Genomic DNA, 19,415 nt, shown 5'->3' with positions numbered 1-19,415 from the left:
CTCGTCGGTGCCGGAGTTCTCGCTTGATCTGACCGCCTCCGGCCGGCATCTCATCGCGGTTCAGCTGACCTGGACCCCCCGGCAGTCGATCACCCATCTGCGGCTTCCCGCCTGGACCCCGGGGTCCTACCTGATCCGGGATTACGTCCGCCATCTCGAGGGCCTCGAGGTCCGGCAGGGGAACCGGCCGCTGTCGATCGACCGGGTGGAGCCGTCCGGGTGGCGCCTCAGGCTCGAGAGTCTCGAACCACTCGAGGTGCGCTACTCGGTGTTCGCCCACGACCTCACGGTGCGCACCTGCCATCTCGATGCGGACCACGGCTTTCTTGCCCTGGCCGCCGTGGTGCTGCAGGTGGAGGGAGAACGCTGGAGTTCCCACCGGCTGGGCCTGCACCTGCCCGGCGGCTGGGAGGCCTTCGTGCCGTTGCCGGCCCAGCCCGATGGCAGCTGGTGCGCCCCGGACTTCGACGCCCTGGTCGACACCCCCGTGGAGACCGGTCCCCACCGGTGCGTCCATTTCCAGGTGGCGGCAGTACCCCATCGCTGGGTCTGCTGGGAGGCCGGATCCCCCGGGACTTCCCTTCAGGAGCTTCGGCCGACCCTGATCGAGGACGTGGCCGAGGTCTGCCGGGCCTGTTGCCGCCTGATGGGCGAACCCGCCCCCGCCGCCCCCGATTACCTGTTCGTTCTCCATCTGCTGGATCGGGGCCAGGGGGGCCTGGAGCACGATCGCTCCTCCGTGCTGCAGTTCACCCGGCCCTCCCTGGCCCGCCCGGATGGCTACCGCAAGCTGCTGCAGCTGATCGCCCACGAGTACCTGCATCAGTGGAACGTGCGGCGGCTCAGGCCAGCCGAACTGATGCCGATCGATTACGACCGGCCCGTGATCGTGCCCAGTCTCTGGTTCGCGGAGGGGGTCACCAGCTACTTCGACCAGTTCCTGCCGTTCGTGGCCGGACTCAGCAGCGAGGCCGATCTGCTCGAGGATCTCGGCGGTGAGCTCAGCCGTTACCTGCGGACCCCCGGCCGTCTGGGCGGCCAGAGCCTGCGGCAGAGCTCCCAGGAGGCCTGGGTGAAGCTTTACCGCCGTGAGGCCGACAGTGACGACAGCCAGATCAGCTATTACCTCAAGGGCTCCGTGGTGGCTCTGGTGCTCGATCTGGAACTTCGCCGCGCTGGCTCCTGTCTGTCCCAGGTGCTCCGCGATCTGTGGCAGCGGCTGGGCCGCTGGGGACGGGGCTATGGGGACAAGGACCTGATGGAGGCCTTCTGCAGCCATGCTCCCGAGCTCGGCCGGCTGCTGCCGCTCTGGCTCGATGGATTCGAGGATCCCGACCTCTCCGGGTATCTCGGCGATGTGGGGCTGCAGCTCAAGCCCCGGTCCAGCCCCCATCCCGACCCGGGCCTGCGCTGCGCCGCCGAGGCGGCGGGGCTGGTGGTCAAACGGGTCGAGCGGGACGGGCCTGCCGGCCGCGCCGAGCTGGCGGTGGGTGACGAGCTGATCGCCATCGATGGCCTGCGCCTGCGCCAGCCGGAGGATCTGACCGGTGCCTTGGTGGCCGGCGCGGAGCAGCAGCTCACGATCGGCCGCTGGGGGAGGCTGCGCACCCTGGTGCTCCAGTGCGCCCCCCCCGCGACGGACCGCTGGTTGCTGCTGGGGGATCCTTCGGCCAGCCCCGCGGCACTGGAGCGACGGCGGCAGTGGCTGGAGCTGGTGCCGTGCTGAATCGCTGGCTGGGTCTGCTGACGGGCCAGCGGGCGGCTCTGGTGGCCCTCGGGACCGGTGTGGCGCTGAGCCTGGGGGTGCTGGGCTGGCTGGCCCGTGGGGTCACCGCCGATCCGCAGCAGGCCGCCCGGCCCTCGCTGCTGGACCTGCTGGAGCAGGTGGGCCAGCCGCCGGCTTCGCCGGAGCCCCCGCGACGGCCCTCCCCCGCTCCCCCCGGGCGGCCCGCCTGGGTCTCCCCCCTGCGCCGGCAGTGCGTCGATCGGGATCCCCGCCTCAGGCAGAGGCTGGAGACCCAGTTGGCCGCCCTGCCCAGCCGGCGGGAACGGATCGACATCGACCCCAGCAATTACGGCGAGCGGTTCAGCCGTGATGCCTTCGGCAATCCCCTCGATGTCACCCCCCAGCTGGTGGTGCTGCATGAAACGGTGTACGGGATCGGATCGGCGGTCCAGACCTTCCGCACCCCCCATCCCCGCGACGAAGACCAGGTGAGTTACCACACCCTGATCGGTGAGGACGGCCAGATCGTGGATGTGCTTGATCCCGGCCGGCGGGCCTTCGGGGCCGGCAACTCGGCCTTCAACGGCAGCTGGGTGATCACCAATCCACGCCTGGTGGGTTCGGTGAACAATTTTGCCCTCCACGTCAGCCTGGAGACCCCGATCGATGGCGAGAACAACGCCGGAAGCCACAGTGGTTACAGCGCCGCCCAGTACGACGCCCTGGCGCTGGTTCTGGCCGACTGGATGGGTCGTTTCGGTTTTCCGCCCGAGCACATCACCACTCACCGCCAGGTGGATCTGGGCGGAGAGAGGGCCGATCCCCGCAGCTTCGACTGGGAGGCGCTCCAGCGGCGCCTCGGTGCCCTGGGCAAACTCTGCTGAGCCCGCCCGCCCGCAGGGCAGCCCCGGCCGGAGGGCGTTCAGATGATCGGCGAGAGCAGCGGCTTGCGGGTTGAATAGATCAGGGCGTGGAGTTCCGGATCCTGCATGTAACTAAGGATCCGGGCCGGGTAATCCAGCTTGCCGTTGTGGAGGTAGGCGAGGGTGGCCAGGCCCTTGGCGTCCCGCGGGCTCACACTGGCCTCCAGCTGCCGGTCGGTGGGCAGGCCGAGGGCCCGGATCAGCCGGGCGAACTTCCCGACCAGCAGGGTCACGTTGCGTTCGGGATCGAGCAGCTCCAGGCGGGCGGCGGCCACGTCCTCGGGGGAGGGATCAGGATCGAGCAGACCCTGGTGGATCATCTCGCTCACCCCCAGCTGGGCCGGACCATGGGTCTGGAACAGGCCCGACTGGGCGGCGAGCGGCAGATCCTCCCCAGGCTTGGCGTGCTGCAGCTCATCAAAGAGAACGGCGGCCACCAGCATCGGATTGACGTTCTGCCGGCGGCTTTCGATCAGGATCGTGGGCCGCAGCTCCTCCAGGCGTCCGAAGGTGTGGGATCGCAGCGGCTTGAGCTGGTCGATGCCTTGGGTGAACAGCTGGGCCAGGGCCGGCTGGGGGCCATGGACCCCGAAGCGACGCTCCAGTTCACGCAGCTCCTCGGGGCTGAAGTCCAACGGGTCAGGCCGCTGACCTTCGCTGGTCAGACCGGCGGGATCGCTGCTGTCGGTGGTCTGGCTGGAGGCCAGGCCCGGTTCGGTGAGCAGCAGCGGGGCGGGTCTGGGCAGCCGGGAGGTTCCCCCGGCCAGGGCCAGAAGGACGAAGGCCAGCGCAGCGGATCCGATCCGGGTTCCCTGGGCCAGCGGATCGGTGAACCATCGCTGGATGCCGGGGACCACCAACAGGGGGAGCCTGAAACAGTTCTGTCATAAAGATTACCGGGACTGACGCTGGGGGCCCACCGCGCGGGTCGTTTGTGTGGCTGTCCATACCAGACCCCCCCAGCGAAGGCCGCGCCAGTGCCGCGGGCGACCCGATCGCTTCCCCCCCGGCACGGTCACGGATAGGTTCGGCTCCGGCAGCTTCTTCGCGGATCAGGGCGCATGACGACGCTTCCGGACTTCCACACCCAGTCCCCCGAGGTCCAGTGGCAACGCTTCTGCGCCCTGCTGTGGCATGACGCCGCTCTGGGCATCTGGGTCGACGTCAGTCGCATGGCCCTCGACTCCGGTCAGCTCAAGCGGCTGGAGCCGGCCTTTGCGCGCGGCTTTGCCGCCATGGCGGCCCTGGAGGCCGGGGCGATCGCCAACCCCAATGAGCAGCGCCAGGTGGGTCACTACTGGCTGCGGGCGCCGGAGCTGGCCCCCGATCCCGAGGTTGGAGCGCACATTCGCTCGGAGATCGCCCAGATCGACCAGTTCGCCCGGCAGGTGCTGGATGGGGCCCTGGCTCCTCCCGGCGCCCAGCACTTCACCGATGTGCTCTGGATCGGGATCGGCGGCTCGGGACTCGGACCGCTCCTGATCCTGCGGGCCCTGCAGGAGGATGGGGTTGGACTGCCGTTCCACTTCTTCGACAACGTCGATCCGCAGGGACTGGCGCGCACCCTGGCCTCCCTGGGAGAGCGGCTGCGCACCACCCTGGTGGTGGTGGTGAGCAAGTCGGGGGGGACTCCCGAGCCCAGGATCGGCATGGAGCAGGCCCGGGCCAGGCTGGAGGCCCTCGGAGGCCGCTGGTCGGCCCAGGCCGTGGCTGTCACCATGCTCGGCAGCCCGCTGGACCAACGGGCCGAGGCGGAGGGGTGGCTGGCCCGCTTCGACATGTTCGACTGGGTTGGAGGCCGCACCAGCATCACCAGTGCGGTGGGCCTGCTGCCTGCCGCCCTGATCGGGGCTGATCTGCACGGCTTCCTGGCCGGAGCCTCCGGCATGGATGCGGCCACCCGTGTGCCCGAGCTGGTCGCCAATCCGGCTGCCCTGATGGCCGCCGCCTGGCATACGGCCGGAGAGGGCCGGGGGCGCCGCGACATGGTGGTGCTTCCCTACCGGGACCGGCTGGAGGTGTTCAGCCGGTATCTGCAGCAGCTGGTGATGGAGTCCCTGGGCAAGCGCCTCGACCGGGATGGTCAGGAGATGCATCAGGGCATCGCCGTTTACGGCAACAAGGGCTCCACCGATCAGCACGCCTATGTGCAGCAGTTGCGGGATGGTGTCGACAATTTCTTCGTGACCTTTCTCGAGGTGCTTGACGATCCCTCCGAGGTGCTGCCGATCGATGGGGAGAATCCCGGCGACTTTCTCGATGGTTTTCTGCAGGGCACCCGCTCTGCCCTCAGTGAAGGGGGCCGCCAGAGCATCGCGATCACCCTGCGCCGCTTCGATGCCAGGTCCCTGGGGGCCCTGGTCGCCCTGTTTGAGCGGGCCGTGGGTCTCTATGCCGAGCTGGTCAACGTCAACGCCTACGACCAGCCCGGCGTGGAAGCGGGCAAGAAGGCCGCCGCCACGATTCTCGAGCTGCAGAGCCGGGTTGAGAGGCTGCTGGCCGACGGTCAGCCCCGGGATCTTGAGATGATCCGCCGAGAGCTGGATCTGGCGAGTCCGGAAGGGGCTTTCTGGATCCTGCGTCACCTCTGTGGCAATGACCGCGGGTACAACGCCGCGGGGAACTGGGGCAGTCCGTCCTCCCTCACCTTCCGCCGGGGCTGACCGCTCGGAGCCTGCTAGGTTCCCGCTCTTTACGGCCATGATCCGATCCCGCGCCGCGGTGGCCTGGGCCGCGGGAGAACCCCTGGAGATCACCGAGATCGAGGTGGCTCCGCCCAGGGCCGGGGAGGTGCTGCTGCGGCTGGTGGCCAGCGGGGTGTGCCACACCGATGCCTTCACCCTCTCGGGCCAGGATCCCGAAGGGCTGTTCCCGGTGGTGCTGGGCCACGAGGGGGGCGCGGTGGTGGAAGCGGTGGGGCCGGCGGTGAGCTCGGTGGTGGTGGGGGATCATGTGATTCCCCTCTACACCCCGGAGTGCCGCCGCTGCAGCTTCTGTCTCTCGGGCAAGACCAACCTCTGCCAGGCGATCCGCACCACCCAGGGCCGGGGTCTGATGCCCGATGGCACCAGCCGTTTCTCCAGCGGGGGTCGGATGATCCACCACTACATGGGCACCTCCACCTTTTCGGAGTACACCGTGGTGCCCGAGATCGCCGTGGCCCGCATCAGCCGGGAGGCTCCCCTGGAGAAGGTCTGTCTGCTGGGTTGCGGCGTCACCACCGGAATCGGCGCCGTGCTCAACACGGCCAGGGTGGAGCCCGGCAGCAGCGTGGCCGTGTTCGGCCTGGGGGGCATCGGCCTGGCGGTCATCATCGGAGCGGTGATGGCGGGGGCGGATCGGATCATCGGCATCGACACCAATCCGGCCAAGTTCCCGATCGCCCGTCAGCTGGGGGCCACCGACTGCCTCGATCCTGGCGCTGACAGCGCTCCCATCCAGGAGGTGGTGATTGACCTCACCGGTGGCGGCGTGGATTACTCCTTCGAGTGCATCGGCAATGTGGCGGTGATGCGGGCCGCCCTGGAGTGCTGCCACAAGGGCTGGGGCGAGTCCACCATCATCGGAGTGGCCGGCGCCGGTCAGGAGATTGCCACCCGGCCCTTCCAGCTCGTCACCGGTCGGGTTTGGCGGGGTTCGGCCTTCGGCGGGGTGCGCGGTCGCAGCGAACTGCCCGGCTATGTGGAGCGGTTTCAGAACGGGGAGATCCCCCTCGATACCTTCATCACCCACACCATGGGGCTCGAGGAGATCAACCGCGCCTTCGCGCTCATGCACGAGGGCAAGAGCATCCGCTCCGTCATCCACTTCGCGCCGTGAGACCGGATCGACCCAGGCTCACCCTGCTCTCCGAGAACCGTTGCTTCGGCGGGCTGCATCGCCGCTACCGCCACCCATCGTCGGCGCTGGCCTGCGAGATGACCCTCGCGGTCTATCTGCCCCCCCAGGCCCTGGCCGGCGCATCGGTGCCGGCGCTCTGGTGGCTCTCCGGGCTCACCTGCACCGAGGAGACCTTCCTGCAGAAGGCCGGTGCCCAGCGCCTGGCGGCCCGCCTGGGCCTGGCCCTGGTGGCGCCCGACACGAGCCCCCGCGGCCCCCAGGTGCCCACCGATCCCGACGGGGCCTGGGACTTCGGCCATGGGGCGGGCTTCTATCTCGATGCCAGCGAAGCCCCCTGGAGCCTCCACTACCGCATGCACACCTACGTGGTAAGGGAACTGCCGGATCTGCTGGAGCGGGAACTTCCGCTGAACGGGCGACGCGGCCTCAGCGGCCATTCGATGGGCGGCCATGGCGCCCTGGTCTGCGCCCTGCGCAATCCGGGCCGCTACCGTTCGGTGTCGGCCTTCGCGCCGATCGCCCATCCCAGCGGCTGCCCCTGGGGGGAGAAGGCCTTTTCGCGCTACCTGGGCCCCGACCGCACCGGCTGGGCCGCCTGGGACGCGAGCCTGTTGATCGGGGGTGCCCGCGAGCGGCTGCCCCTGCTGATCGACCAGGGCGACGCCGACGGCTTTCTGGTGTCGCAGCTCCGCCCCGAGAGCCTGGAGTCGGCGGCCGCCTCGGCCGGCCATCCGCTCACGCTGCGGCGCCAGGAGGGCTACGACCACAGTTACTTCTTCATCGCCAGCTTCATCGAGGACCACCTGCGCCACCACGCCGCCGCCCTGCTCGGCTGACCCCTCAGGGCACCAGGTTCACAAGTTTTCCAGGCACAACGATGATCCGGCGGGGGGGGCGTCCCTCCAGCCAACGGCCGGCGATATCGCTGGCCAGGGCCAGCCGCTCCAGGGTGGCGGCATCGGCGTCCGCCGGTACCTCGAGCTGGCCCCGTACCTTGCCTTGCACCTGGATCACCAGGTGCACCGTGTCCACCACCAGGGCGGCGGGGTCGGCGATGGGCCAGCCCTGGCGGTGAACGCTGCCGCCCCCGCCAAGCCGCTGCCAGAGCTCCTCCGCCAGGTGGGGGGCGAACGGGGCCAGCAGCAGCAGCAGGGTGCGCAGGGCCTCCCGGGCCACCGGGGGGGAGGCCGTCTCCAGCAGGGTGCCCATGGCGTTGCTGAGTTTCATCAGCTCGGCGATGGCGGTGTTGAACTGGTACTGGCCATCGGAGAGATCCTCATCGATGGCGGCGATGGCGGTGTGGACGGCCCGTCGCAGCGGCTGATCCGCCGCGACCGGGGAGCCCGCCTCGGTTGCGGAGCTGTCCGGGGCCTCCAACTCCGCTTCCGCCAGGACCAGGCCGCGCTCTGCGGCAGCCTCGAACAGGCGCCAGATCCGTTGCAGGAAGCGGAACTGGCCTTCCACATCGGCGTCATCCCACTCCAGGCTCTTCTCGGGAGGCGCCTTGAACAGGATGAACATGCGGGCGGTGTCGGCGCCGTAACGCTCGATCACTCCGGCCGGATCGACCCCGTTGCCCTTCGATTTCGACATTTTCTCGTAGACCACCTCCAGCCGATCGCCGTTGATCGGATCGCGGGGATCGGCGGGATCATCCACCTCGGCCCGCGGCACGTAGTGGCCCGTGTGCGGATTGCGGTAGGTGATCGCCTGCACCATGCCCTGGGTGAGCAGGCGCCGGAACGGTTCCTCAAAGCCCAGCAGGCCCTGGTCGCGCAGCACCTTGGTGAAGAACCGGGAATAGAGCAGGTGGAGGATGGCGTGCTCGATGCCGCCTACGTACTGGTCCACCGGGAGCCAGCGGTCGGCTCGCTCGCGCTCGAAGGGCCGCTGGCCGTTGTGGGGATCGCTGTAGCGCAGGTAGTACCAGGAGGAGCAGATGAAGGTGTCCATCGTGTCGGTCTCCCGCCGGGCCTGCTGGCCGCAGCTGGGGCAGGCCACGTTCACCCAGCTCTCCAGCAGCGCCAGCGGCGACCCCCCCCTGCCGCTGAAGGCCAGGTCGCGGGGCAGCTCCACCGGCAGATCGGCGGCGGGCACGGGGACCACACCGCAGGTCTCGCAGTGGATCACGGGAATCGGGCAGCCCCAGTAGCGCTGGCGGGAGATCAGCCAGTCGCGCAGCCGGAAGCGGACCCGGCCCTGCCCCCAGCCCTCCCGTTCCGCCAGGTCGATGATCCCGGCCTTCGCCGCGTGGGAGGTCATCCCGTCGAAGGGGCCGGAGTGGATCAGGCGGCCGGATTCGGTCCAGGCCCCACCGTCGTAGGCGTGCTCGTCGGCCCCCAAGGGCACGATCACCCGACGCACCGGCAGTTCGTACTGCCGGGCGAAGATGAAGTCACGCTGGTCGTGGGCGGGCACGCCCATCACGGCACCGGTGCCGTAGTCGGCCAGCACGTAGTCGGCGATCCAGAGGGGAATCCGTTCACCGCTGAACGGGTTGATCGCCCAGGAGCCGAGGGCCATCCCCCGCTTGGGTCTGTCCTCGGCGATGCGGTCCTGCTCACTCTCGTTGCCGACCAGATCCTGGAAAGCCTCCACCGACAGCCGCCGCTCGGCCGTGGTGAGGGCGGCCACGAGCGGATGTTCCGGCGCCAGCACCAGATAACTCACCCCGTAGACCGTGTCCGGACGGGTGGTGAACACGGTGATGGCGTCAGCGGTCTGGCTGCCATCGGCGGCCAGCACCGGGAAGTGCAGTTCGGCGCCCTCCGAGCGGCCGATCCAGTTGGCCTGCATGGTGCGCACCCGCTCGGGCCAGCCCTCGAGCTGATCGAGATCCGCCAACAGGGCGTCGGCGTAGTCGGTGATGCGCAGGAACCACTGCCGCAGCTGCCGCTTCTCCACCTGGGCCCCGGAGCGCCAGGAACGACCGTCGCTGTCCACCTGCTCGTTGGCCAGCACGGTGTGGTCGATCGGATCCCAGTTCACCGTGGCGTCCTTGCGGTAGGCCAGACCCGCCTCGAGGAACTGGAGGAAGAGCCACTGGGTCCAGCGGTAGTAGGAGGGGTGGCAGGTGGTCACCTCCCGCTCCCAGTCGATGGAAAGCCCCAGCCGCCGCAGCTGGTCGCGCATCTGGGCGATGTTGCGGTCGGTCCAGTCGCCGGGGTCGACGCCCCGCTCGATCGCCGCGTTCTCCGCCGGCAGCCCGAAGGCGTCCCAGCCCATCGGATGGAGCACCCGCCGGCCCCGTTGCCGTTGCACCCGGGCGATCACATCGGTGATCACGTAATTGCGCACATGGCCCATGTGCAGGGTCCCCGAGGGATAGGGGAACATCGAGAGGGCGTAGAAGGTCTCCTCTCCTTGGTCCGGTTCCTCGGTGGTGTGGAGACCCTGCCGCTCCCATTCCGCCTGCCAGTGCGCCTCGATCCGCCCGGGCTGATAACGAGCGGGCTCGGTGCCAGGTCCATGGCCGGCTCCTCCGCTCGTTCCGCTGCTGGTTGGGGTCACGGACACGGCCAGGCCAGGTGCCGGCCCTGACGGTTCAGCCGCGCACGCGTGGTTGTGATCGTGCCACACGGGGCCCTGGGGGAGGTCCCTCCCAGGACCTGGGGGGTGTTCCCCTAGTCGAGGGGACGGATCAGGGCCACGGCGGCCCGCCGGATCAGGATGGGCCCGTCGTCTCCGCCCAGGCGCAGGGCGAAGAATTCCGGATCCTGCCAGTCGAGGCAGCCGTCGAACGACCGGCCGTCGACCAGCTGCAGCTGGAGCTTGGCGCGCAGACGGATCCAGTTCTGCAGGTGCCGCACCCCAGGCAGACTGGAATCCAGGCTGGGATTCTCCATGGGGATCAGACTATGTCGAACCGCTTGAGCGATGTGCTGGCGTTCAGCAAATACCAGGGCCTGGGCAATGACTTCCTGCTGCTGGACGCCCGGGAGGCGGACGAGCCCGGATTCTGCTTCGGGCTCAGCTCCGACCGGGTGCGCCGCCTCTGTGATCGGCGCTTTGGGGTGGGGGCTGACGGAGTGATCCTGGCTCTCCCCCCCGAATCGGACGGTGAGCTGCGCATGCGCATCTTCAACGCCGACGGCACCGAGCCCGAAATGTGCGGCAACGGCATCCGCTGCCTGGCCCGCTTCCTGGCCGACAGCGACGGGGATGCCCCCGGGCGTCGCTGGCAGGTGGAGACCCTGGCCGGCCGGATCGTGCCCGAGCTGCTCGTCGATGGCGGTGTGCGGGTCGACATGGGGCCGCCACTGCTGCGCAGCGAGCAGGTTCCCACCACCCTGGCCATCGGGCCCGCCGGTCTGCCGCAGGGGGACCTGGAGGTGGAGGGGAGCCGGTTCAGCGGTGCGGCCGTCGGCATGGGCAACCCCCACCTGGTGATTCCGCTGGACGACCCGGAGGCCGTCGATCTGGAACGGATCGGCCCGCTGCTGGAGCGCCATCCAGCCTTCCCCCAGCGGACCAACGTCCATCTGGTGTCGGTGCTGGCTCCCGATCATCTGGCGATGCGGGTCTGGGAGCGGGGCGCCGGACCCACCCTGGCCTGCGGCACCGGTGCCTGCGCCACCCTCGTCGCCTGCCATCGCCTCGGGCGGAGCGGCCGCTCCGCCCGGGTCGATCTGCCCGGTGGTCCGCTCTGGATCGACTGGGACCCCTCCTCCGACCATCTCTTCATGGGCGGGCCGGCCGAGCCGGTCTTCGATGGAGTGATCGCCCCGGAGCTGTTCGCGGCGCCCCCGACCGACGACGACCCCGGCACCTCCCAGGACTCCAGTCCCAGCATGGAGACCCCTGAGGAGGCCCGCCGCCGCGTGGAGACCCTGCTCGCCAGCCACTCCCTCGACGATCTGGTCGCCCTGGCGACCGATTCGCTCGAAGCCCGCACCAGGGCCCGGTTCGCCCGTGAGGGCCAGCCCGATGGCTCCCGTCCCTGACGACGCGACGCTCTATCTCGATGCCTGTGCCACGGCTCCTCCGGCCGAGGCCGTCCGGTGGGCCATGGCGGAGGCGGAACGCACGGCCTGGGCCAATCCCTCCAGCCTGCATGGATTCGGTCTGGCGGCGGCGGAGCGCTTGGAGCGAAGCCGGCAGGCGATCGCCGCCAGCCTCGGAGCCAGCCGGGCCCGGCTCACGTTCTGCTCCGGCGGCACCGAGGCGGCCCAGCTGGCCCTGCTGGGGGTGGCCGCAGCCCTCCCCCCGGGCCGGCTGCTGATCTCGGCGGTGGAACATCCGGCGGTCACCGCAGCCGCTGTGCAGCTGCAGCGCCGCGGCTGGAGCCTGGCCACCCTGCCGGTCGACCGGCTCGGCCGGGTGCGGCTGGAGGCGCTCGACGCGCTGCTGGAGCCGCCCACCCGGCTGGTGTCGGTGATCTGGGGCCAGAGCGAGGTGGGGACGGTGCAGCCGATCGAGGCCATCGGCGTCCGCTGCCGCGCCGCCGGCGTGCTGTTGCACACCGACGCCGTGCAGGTAGTGGGGCACCGGCCTATCCACTTCGATGCCCTTCCCGTGGATCTGCTCAGCTTCACGGCCCACAAGCTCCAGGGGCCCAGGGGGCTGGGGGTGCTGGTGAGCCGCCCCACTCTGGAGGTCGTTCCCCTGATCTCGGGGGGCGGCCAGGAGGAGGGGCTGCGGGGCGGCACAGAAGCGGTGGTGCTGGCGGCGGGTCTGGCCGCAGCGTTGGAGCTCTGTGACGCCCGGTTGACGGCCCACCGCGGTGTGGATCCGATCGTCGGACTGCGCAACGCCCTGCAGGAGCGGCTGCTGGCTCTGCCGGGGCTGGAACTCAGCGGCTGCCCCGAACAACGTCTGCCCCATCACCTCAGCCTGCTCGTCTCCGATGCGGCGGGCCAAGCCCTGCCGGGACGGCGGCTGGTGCAGGCCCTCTGGCGCGAGGGCATCGCCGCCAGCAGCGGCACGGCCTGCCGCTCCGGCCAGTTGGGGGGTAGCGCCGTGCTGCGGGCGATGGGCTTCGCGGAAGCCCGGGCGGCCAGTGGGCTCAGGCTTAGCCTGGGGCCCTGGCTGGACGCCTCCATCCTGGATCGGGTTCCCGACGCCCTTGCCAGCGCCCGCCGCCGCGTGACGGTGGACAGCGAGGCCGCGTGACCCCCCGCGCCGCCGCTCGAGTCCCTGCTTGTCCCCCGGAACCGGTGGTTAGGGTCAGCCCCTGCCGCACCCGGACCCGTGCTTCCTCCCGATCTGCGCAGCGCCGAGGCGGAGGCGCTGGAGGCGATGCGGATGGCCTTGGCCGAGAGCCCGAGCGGCCGCTGGACCATGGATTTCCGCTTCGAGGGGCTCAAGCCGCTGCCCCTGTCCCTGCGGCTTCTGGCCGGGCTGGCGGCGGAATCGCTGCCGGCCCGTCTGCTCTTCCCGGATGCTGGCTCCGCCGCCCTGGCCCGCCGGGATGCGCCGGACCTGGCCGATCGCCTCGGCACCCTCGGCGATCAGCTGCGCCGCCAGGAGGGGGATCAGACTTGCGACGGACTGCTGATCCTGGTGGAGCCGGCCCAGTCGGAGTACGAGGAGGTCGAGCGCCTCTGCCAGGCCCATCGGGGCGGCGTGGTGCTGCTCAATGGACGCCTGGAGGATGCGGCGGTGGGCATCGGGAGCGTGGCGCGGGAACGCCGCCGCGGCTTCCTGGCCACCTGGCGCAGCGCCTACCTGCTGGCCCCGCTCGAGGATGGCGCCCTGCGCCACGCGTTCCCGGATCCCTGGCAGGTCTACCGGCGGGATCCCGATGGCTACCGGCCCGCCGCATCCTTCGAGCGCAAGCCCGACGCCGAGCAGGTGGCGGCGGCCCTCAGTGGCGAGCAGGGCCCCTCCCTGGCCTCCGGCCTGCAGGCCCTCGATCGCTTCATCGGCAGCCTGAGCAACTGAGCCCCTGGTGGTTCCGGGAGGGCGTCCTTACAGTTGCGCGTCAGCCGCGACAGCCATGGTGAACGAAGCGAAGTCCTCCGTGCCAGGCAGCGGCGGCGGCCGACGCCGCTGGAGCCTCATCGATCTGGGGGCGGCGGCGGCCGTGCTGCTGGCGGTCGCTGGAGTGGTCTGGAGCCCCAAGCTCAGCGGCGCGGTCGCCACCGCCACCGGCGCGATGCAGCCGGTGATCGTCTCCGTCGACGTGCGGGGGGTTCCGGTGGCTGATCCGAATGCCCTCCTGGCTTCCGCCCGGGAGGACGGCACGGTGAGCATCGTGATCCGCAACCAGCCCCACGGCACCGTGCGCCTCAAGGACCTGCAATCGCTGCAGCGGCGTCTGGTGGCCGTGCAACCCGACGGCAGCGTGGTGACCGCGGTGGATCCAAACCAGGCGGTGGTCAGCTCCCTTGATGCTCGCTTCGTGCTGGAGGGCCAGGGCCGCAAGACCGGTGGGGGGGTCGTGTTCGGCAACCAAAATCTCAAGATCGGCGCTCCGGTGGAACTGGAAGGTCGCGATTTCCGCATCGGCGGCACCGTCAGCGGCCTGCAGCTGGGAGGGTCCTGAGATGAGGAGTTCACGGATCACCAGCCCGTTCACCCCCCGTCCGCTGCGTGGGGCCCTGGCCCTGGCCCTGGCTCTGGTTCCGCTCGGTCCGGGGTGGGCCGCCCCCGCCCTGGCGCTGCCCGACCCGGTCGGGACCCAGCCGGCCTCTGGCACCAGGGTCCCCCTGGCGACCCTGCCGGAGGCGCCACCGGCCCTCGGCCTTCCCCACCTGCAGGGACGGGTCAGCTGTCCGGCCCTGCAGCAGCGGGTGCAGTCCAGCCTGGGGGGACAGGCGTCCCTCTGGAGCGTGACGGTGGCCGATGGCAGCGGTCGGCTGCTGGCGGATGTGAACGGGCTGCGTCCCCGCGTTCCCGCCTCGAACCAGAAGCTGGTCAGCACCGCCTACGCGCTCGATCGCCTGGGTCCCGATTTCCGGCTCAGCACCCGCCTGTGGCGACTGCCCGACGGCGCCCTGCGGCTGACCGGCGAGGGGGATCCCGATCTCGACCTGGCCCACCTGCAGCGCATCGCCAAGCTCGCCCTCGGTTCCGGGGGCGGTGAGGGCGGGCCGTCGGCTCCGCTGCGGCTGCAGCTGGCCGAACTGCCTCCCCAGGTCTGGTGGCCGCCAGGGTGGCATCCGGGCGATCGCGCCTATGCCTATGGCGCGCCCATCACCCAGCTGGCCCTCACCAGCAATGCCATCGACATGGCGGTCAGTAACCCCACCGCCCGCCTGCAGCGCCTGCTCAACGCCGAACTGGCTCGCCAGGGCGGACGCGGGATGCAGCTCAGCGTGGTGTCCTCCGAGGCGCCGCTGCCCCAGGGATCGGTGCTGCTCCATGAGGAGCGATCGGCCCCGATGCACAACCTGCTCAGCCTGGCCAACACCGAAAGCCACAATTTCACCGCCGAGGTGCTGCTGCGGGAGGCCGCCGGCAGCTGGAACCTGGGCCTCAGCCGTCAGGCCGGCATGCTGTGGCTGCGGCAACAGGATCTGCCTCTGCAGGGCGTCGTGCTGGCCGATGGCAGTGGGCTCGATCGGGCGAACCGCCTCACCAGCCGGTTCGTGGCCGCCCTGCTGCTGCGCATGGATCACCACCCCTACGCGGCCTATTACCTCTCCTCGATGGCGGTGGCGGGCCAGCGGGGCACGCTCCGCAACCTGTACAAGGGCACGAGCCTGGACGGCCGCTTTCGGGGCAAGACCGGCACCCTCACCGGTGTGCGATCGATCAGCGGAGTGCTCGCCACCAGTGACGGACCCCGCTACGTGAGCATGATCTCGAACGGAGCAGGCTCCCCGAACACGACGATCGGACAAGTGCTCCGCCAGGTGCAGATCGTCAGCCTCTGCCAGCCACCTGCCGCAGCCGGGATGCGGCCCGCCGCGCACGGCTGATCGGCACCGGCGTGGAATCCGCCGCCGGGGTTGACCCCGGGGCGGCGATGCCGGTGGCCCGCTCGGAGGCCGCGCTCAACTCGCTGCTCTGGACCCGGTTCAGTTCCCTGCGGCCAGCCAGCACCACCTTGCTGAGTTCCCCCAGCCGGGTTTCCAGCTCGCCCAGGATCTGTTCGGCATAGCGATTGGCGCCATCCTGAACGGCTCCGGCCTCCTGGCGGGTGCGACTGATCAGCCCCTCGCATTGCTGCTGGGTCTGCTGGCGGAACTGGAGGGCATCGTTGTGCAGGCGCTCGGCTTCCGCCTGGCTCTCGCGCTGCACCCGCAGGCCTTCCTGGCGGATCTGCTCGAGTTCCACCAGGCTCTGCTGCCGCAGGCGCTCGTGCTGCTCGGTGAGCTGGCGCTTGAGTTCGACGAATTCCTGGTCCAGCTGCTGGCGGCGCTGCATCGACTCCTGTTCGAGCTGCTGGCGGCGGCTGCCGAACTGCTGCTCCATCTGGGCCAGGCGGGTCTGGTGCTCCTGCTCGGTCTGGGCCACCTGCTGGCGCGCCGAGAGCAGCATCTGTTCGCACTGCTGGCGGGCCTGCTCCCGCAACTCGGTGACCTGGCGCTCGGCCTCCTGCCGGACCGCGGCGGAGTTGATCAGCTGCTCCCGTTCCTGGCGGGCCCGGACGATGATCTCCTCACCCTGCTGACGGGCCTGGGCCACGAAGGTTTCCCGCTGCCGCAGCAGCTCTTCCGCCTGCTCCAGCTGGGTGGGCACGGCGTCGCGCACGGCATCCATCAGTTCGATGGCGTCCTGCTCGTTGACCAGACGCCCGCCACTGAAGGGGATGCGACTGCCCTCCAGCACGATTTCCTCGAGCTGATCGATCTGATCGAGCACGCTGATGCGATTCTCTGCCATATCAACGGGGCGGCGACTCCCGATTAAAGAGCCTGACGAGGTCTTCCGCCACTCCCGCCGGCACCATGTGCCGCACGTCGCCCCCGAAACGGGCCACCTCTTTGACGACGCTGCTGCTCAGAAAGCTGTGGTGGGCTGCCGTGGCGAGGAAGAGCGTTTCCACTTCCGGCGCCAGGCTCCGGTTGGTGTGGGCAATCTGCAGTTCGAATTCAAAGTCGCTGAGTGCCCGCAGGCCCCGCAGGATCACGGCCGAGTCGCTGCGGCGGGCGAACTCGACCGTCAGACCGTCGAAGCTGCCCACCTCGACCCCCTCCAGGTGGGCGGTGGCGAGGCGGATCTGCCCCAGCCGCTGCTCCAGGGGAAAGCTGGGCTCCTTGCCGGGGTTGCGCAGCACCGCCACCACGAGCCCATCGAACAGCCGGCTGGCCCGCTCGATCAGATCCAGATGGCCCAGGGTGAGGGGATCGAAACTGCCGGGGTACAGGGCCTTCATCGGGCGGGGGGACGCGTCGGTGGTCGCTTGGGTGGTCGCGCCGGAGGCCGGTGACGCCCGGGCGGGGATCCTATGGAGGCTCCGGCGGGATCAGGGGCAGGGGGGCGGATCGCGATGCCTAGAGTCAGATGTCCCCGCCCACGCTCTTCGATGGCCCCAGACGCCCGTTCCCCGGCCACCGCCGGCCCCAGCCTGGATGCGGCGGCGAAGAAGACCCTGCTCCGGAAGATCCCCCATGGGGTGTTCATCTGCGGTGTGGCGGAGGGGGATGAGGTGAACGGTTTCACCGCCAGCTGGGTGACCCAGGGCTCCTTCGAACCGCCGCTGGTGGTGATGGCGGTGCGGGCCGATTCCAGCAGCAACGGCATGATTCAGCGCACCGGACGCTTCTCGCTCAACATCCTCGCGGCCGGACAGAAGGATCTGGCCGCCGTGTTCTTCAAGCCGCAGAAAGGGATGGGCGGTCGCTTCGATGCCGCCCCCTTCCAGCTCGGCCCCCTCGGCCTGCCGATCCTCGATGACGCGCTCGGCGCGGTGGAATGTGTGCTGGTGGGCCAGGTGGCCCACGGCGATCACACCGTGTTCGTGGCGGAAGTGAAGAGCGCCGTGCTCCATCAGGACGGTGCCGCCCTCGAGCTGGCCGCCACCGGCTGGCAGTACGGCGGCTGAGGCCACTGCGGCCGGAGGGGCGTGACGTGGGAGCAATCGCGGCGCCGCTGCTCAGGGATCCCCTCCGGCTGGAGCAGCGGCTGAAGGAGCTGCCGGCCGAACCAGGCTGCTACCTCCTGCGCGACGCCGACGACCGCATCCTCTACATCGGTAAGTCGAAGAGCCTGCGCAGCCGGGTGCGCAGCTACTTTCGCGAGTCCCACGATCTGAGCCCCCGCATCGGCCTGATGGTGCGGCAGGTCTGCGAGATCGAATTCATCGTCACCGATAGCGACGCTGAAGCGCTGGCGCTGGAATCCAACCTGATCAAGGCGCATCAGCCGCACTTCAACGTGCTGCTCAAGGACGACAAGAAATATCCCTACCTCTGCATCACCTGGAGCGAACCCTATCCGCGCATCTTCATCACCCGCCGCCGCCGCCTGCGCAGTCCGCTCGACCGCTTCTACGGGCCCTATGTGGATGTGGGGCTGCTGCGCCGCACCCTGCTCCTGGTCAAGCGGGTGTTTCCCCTGCGCCAGCGGCCCCAGCCCCTGCACCGCGACCGCACCTGCCTCAACTTCGACATCGGCCGCTGTCCGGGGGTCTGCCAGGAGAAGATCAGCCCGGACGACTACCAGCGCACTTTACGCAAGGTGGCGATGGTGTTCCAGGGCCGCAGCGACGAGCTGTTGGTGCTGCTGCGTGGCCAGATGGAGCGCTACGCCGAGCGGCTCGATTTTGAGCAGGCGGCCCGGGTGCGCGATCAGCTGCAGGGCCTCGAGCAGCTCACCGCCGACCAGAAGATGGCCCTGCCCGACGCCACGGTGTCGCGGGATGTGCTGGCCCTGGCGGCGGACCAGCGGGTGGCGGCGGTGCAGCTGTTCCAGATGCGGGCGGGCAAGCTGGTGGGCCGCCTGGGGTACACCGCCGACGCCGGCATCGCCGCACCGGGCGAGATCCTGCAGCGGGTGCTGGAGGAGCACTACGGCCAGGTGGAGCCGGTGGAGATTCCGCCGGAGGTGCTCGTGCAGCACCGGCTGCCGAAGCAGGAGCTGGTGGAGGAGTGGCTCGGTGAACGGCGGGGCCGGCGGGTCCGACTGCTCCATCCCCAGCGGCAACAGAAGGCCGAGCTGATCGAGCTGGTGGAGCGCAACGCGGCCTTTGAGCTGGCCAGGGCCCAGCGCAGCGCCGAGCAGCACCAGCTGGCCACCGAAGACCTGGCCCAGCTCCTGGACCTGGCCGAGCCTCCGCGCCGGATCGAGGGGTTCGACATCAGCCACATCCAGGGCAGTGACGCCGTTGCCTCCCAGGTGGTCTTCGTCGACGGGCTGCCGGCCCGGCAGCACTACCGCAAGTACCGGATCCAGAGCAGCAGCATCACAGCCGGCCACTCCGACGACTTCATGGCGATGGCCGAGATCATGCGCCGTCGCTTCCGTCGCTGGTCCCAGGCCAAGGCGGGTGGGGCCGACCTGGCCGCGCTGCGCCGGTCGGCCGGCAGCGCCCTGAGCACCGATGGCCTGACGGACTGGCCCGATGTGGTGATGATCGATGGCGGCAAGGGCCAGCTCTCCGCCGTGATGGAGGCCCTGCGGGAGCTCGACCTGCACGGGGAGCTGGTGGTCTGCTCCCTGGCCAAGCAGCGGGAGGAGGTGTTTCTGCCGGGGTCCAGCGAGCCCGTGGAGAGCGAACCGGACCAGCTCGGTCTGCTGCTGCTCCGGCGGCTGCGCGATGAGGCCCACCGCTTTGCGGTCAGCTACCACCGCCAGCAGCGCGGGGAGCGGATGAAACGCTCCCGTCTTTCGGACATCCCGGGGCTGGGCCCGAAGCGGGTGAAGGAGCTGCTGGGCCACTTCCGCTCCATCGATGCCATCCAGCTGGCCAGCCCCGAGCAGATCGCCGCCGCGCCGGGCGTGGGTCCGGCCCTGGCGAGTCAGATCTGGGAGTACTTCCACCCTCAGGAGGTGGCGGACGCCTCCTGAGCCAGCCGGCATCACCCCTCCCCGGCCGG

17 protein-coding genes are annotated in these 19,415 nt (G+C 70.0%); 12 read left to right on the top strand and 5 right to left on the bottom strand.

The features are described 5' to 3' along the window. Nucleotides 1-7: 7 nt before the first annotated feature. Both ACWJI7_RS04490 and ACWJI7_RS04485 read left to right on the top strand, forming a co-directional pair. On the top strand, nucleotides 8-1,726 hold the full coding sequence (locus ACWJI7_RS04490) for a M61 family metallopeptidase (protein ID WP_479935740.1): 1,719 nt from the start codon (nucleotides 8-10) through the stop codon (nucleotides 1,724-1,726). Continuing rightward, entirely contained in the window at nucleotides 1,720-2,610 is an 891-nt protein-coding gene (locus ACWJI7_RS04485) for an N-acetylmuramoyl-L-alanine amidase (protein WP_479935739.1), read from the top strand. The genes ACWJI7_RS04490 and ACWJI7_RS04485 overlap by 7 nt, the downstream gene beginning before the upstream one ends. 38 nt (nucleotides 2,611-2,648) lie before the next feature. On the opposite strand, the gene ACWJI7_RS04480 is transcribed toward ACWJI7_RS04485, so the two are convergent. Beyond that, on the bottom strand, nucleotides 2,649-3,356 hold the full coding sequence (locus ACWJI7_RS04480; protein WP_479936002.1) for a helicase DnaB: 708 nt from the start codon (nucleotides 3,354-3,356) through the stop codon (nucleotides 2,649-2,651). A 354-nt stretch (nucleotides 3,357-3,710) separates the two neighbouring features. On the opposite strand from ACWJI7_RS04480, the gene ACWJI7_RS04475 reads away from it, so the two are divergent. From ACWJI7_RS04475 to fghA, 3 genes are read left to right on the top strand one after another with little or no spacing between them, the layout of a single operon-like run. Further along, nucleotides 3,711-5,312, top strand: coding sequence for a glucose-6-phosphate isomerase (locus ACWJI7_RS04475; protein ID WP_479935737.1), 1,602 nt, complete (start codon nucleotides 3,711-3,713; stop codon nucleotides 5,310-5,312). A gap of 40 nt (nucleotides 5,313-5,352) precedes the next feature. Continuing rightward, a complete protein-coding gene (locus tag ACWJI7_RS04470; protein WP_479936000.1) occupies nucleotides 5,353-6,468 on the top strand; it encodes an S-(hydroxymethyl)glutathione dehydrogenase/class III alcohol dehydrogenase in 1,116 nt (371 codons plus the stop codon). Continuing rightward, entirely contained in the window at nucleotides 6,465-7,325 is an 861-nt protein-coding gene (gene fghA / locus ACWJI7_RS04465; RefSeq protein ID WP_479935736.1) for an S-formylglutathione hydrolase, read from the top strand. The genes ACWJI7_RS04470 and fghA overlap by 4 nt, the downstream gene beginning before the upstream one ends. Nucleotides 7,326-7,329: 4 nt before the next feature. Here fghA and leuS read toward each other — a convergent pair whose 3' ends face one another. Continuing rightward, nucleotides 7,330-9,999 (bottom strand): leucine--tRNA ligase, encoded by a 2,670-nt coding sequence (gene leuS / locus ACWJI7_RS04460; RefSeq protein WP_479935734.1) that lies wholly within the window; start codon nucleotides 9,997-9,999, stop codon nucleotides 7,330-7,332. A 113-nt stretch (nucleotides 10,000-10,112) separates the two neighbouring features. Continuing rightward, nucleotides 10,113-10,334 carry an Hfq-related RNA-binding protein gene (locus ACWJI7_RS04455; RefSeq protein WP_479935732.1) on the bottom strand — a complete coding sequence of 74 codons (222 nt, stop codon included), beginning with the start codon at nucleotides 10,332-10,334 and terminating at the stop codon, nucleotides 10,113-10,115. A gap of 12 nt (nucleotides 10,335-10,346) precedes the next feature. Between ACWJI7_RS04455 and dapF the strand changes: the two genes are divergently transcribed. From dapF to dacB, 5 genes are all read left to right on the top strand, one after another. Next, nucleotides 10,347-11,432, top strand: a complete 1,086-nt coding sequence (gene dapF / locus ACWJI7_RS04450; protein ID WP_479935730.1) for a diaminopimelate epimerase — start codon at nucleotides 10,347-10,349, stop codon at nucleotides 11,430-11,432. After that, nucleotides 11,416-12,600, top strand: a complete 1,185-nt coding sequence (locus tag ACWJI7_RS04445; RefSeq protein WP_479935728.1) for a cysteine desulfurase family protein — start codon at nucleotides 11,416-11,418, stop codon at nucleotides 12,598-12,600. The genes dapF and ACWJI7_RS04445 overlap by 17 nt, the downstream gene beginning before the upstream one ends. A 78-nt stretch (nucleotides 12,601-12,678) precedes the next feature. Beyond that, nucleotides 12,679-13,371, top strand: coding sequence for a DUF1995 family protein (locus ACWJI7_RS04440; protein WP_479935727.1), 693 nt, complete (start codon nucleotides 12,679-12,681; stop codon nucleotides 13,369-13,371). 55 nt (nucleotides 13,372-13,426) lie between these two features. Further along, on the top strand, nucleotides 13,427-13,975 hold the full coding sequence (locus ACWJI7_RS04435; RefSeq protein WP_479935725.1) for a DUF4330 domain-containing protein: 549 nt from the start codon (nucleotides 13,427-13,429) through the stop codon (nucleotides 13,973-13,975). 1 nt (nucleotide 13,976) lies between these two features. Further along, complete coding sequence (gene dacB / locus ACWJI7_RS04430) at nucleotides 13,977-15,353, top strand: D-alanyl-D-alanine carboxypeptidase/D-alanyl-D-alanine endopeptidase (RefSeq protein ID WP_479935724.1); 1,377 nt, start codon at nucleotides 13,977-13,979, stop codon at nucleotides 15,351-15,353. Here the strand turns inward: dacB and ACWJI7_RS04425 are convergent. Beyond that, nucleotides 15,298-16,260 carry a hypothetical protein gene (locus ACWJI7_RS04425; RefSeq protein ID WP_479935722.1) on the bottom strand — a complete coding sequence of 321 codons (963 nt, stop codon included), beginning with the start codon at nucleotides 16,258-16,260 and terminating at the stop codon, nucleotides 15,298-15,300. The genes dacB and ACWJI7_RS04425 overlap by 56 nt on opposite strands. A 1-nt stretch (nucleotide 16,261) precedes the next feature. Then, entirely contained in the window at nucleotides 16,262-16,753 is a 492-nt protein-coding gene (coaD, locus tag ACWJI7_RS04420; RefSeq protein ID WP_479935720.1) for a pantetheine-phosphate adenylyltransferase, read from the bottom strand. 150 nt (nucleotides 16,754-16,903) lie between these two features. On the opposite strand from coaD, the gene ACWJI7_RS04415 reads away from it, so the two are divergent. Then, complete coding sequence (locus ACWJI7_RS04415) at nucleotides 16,904-17,422, top strand: flavin reductase family protein (protein ID WP_479935718.1); 519 nt, start codon at nucleotides 16,904-16,906, stop codon at nucleotides 17,420-17,422. A 26-nt stretch (nucleotides 17,423-17,448) separates the two neighbouring features. Continuing rightward, nucleotides 17,449-19,386 (top strand): excinuclease ABC subunit UvrC, encoded by a 1,938-nt coding sequence (uvrC, locus tag ACWJI7_RS04410; RefSeq protein ID WP_479935716.1) that lies wholly within the window; start codon nucleotides 17,449-17,451, stop codon nucleotides 19,384-19,386. Nucleotides 19,387-19,415 lie beyond the last annotated feature (29 nt).

It is taken from the genome of Cryptocyanus atlanticus LEGE 06306 (assembly GCF_056633155.1).
The sequence above is the reverse complement of the archived record's forward strand: the minus strand, read 5'-3'. Positions and strand labels throughout refer to the sequence as shown.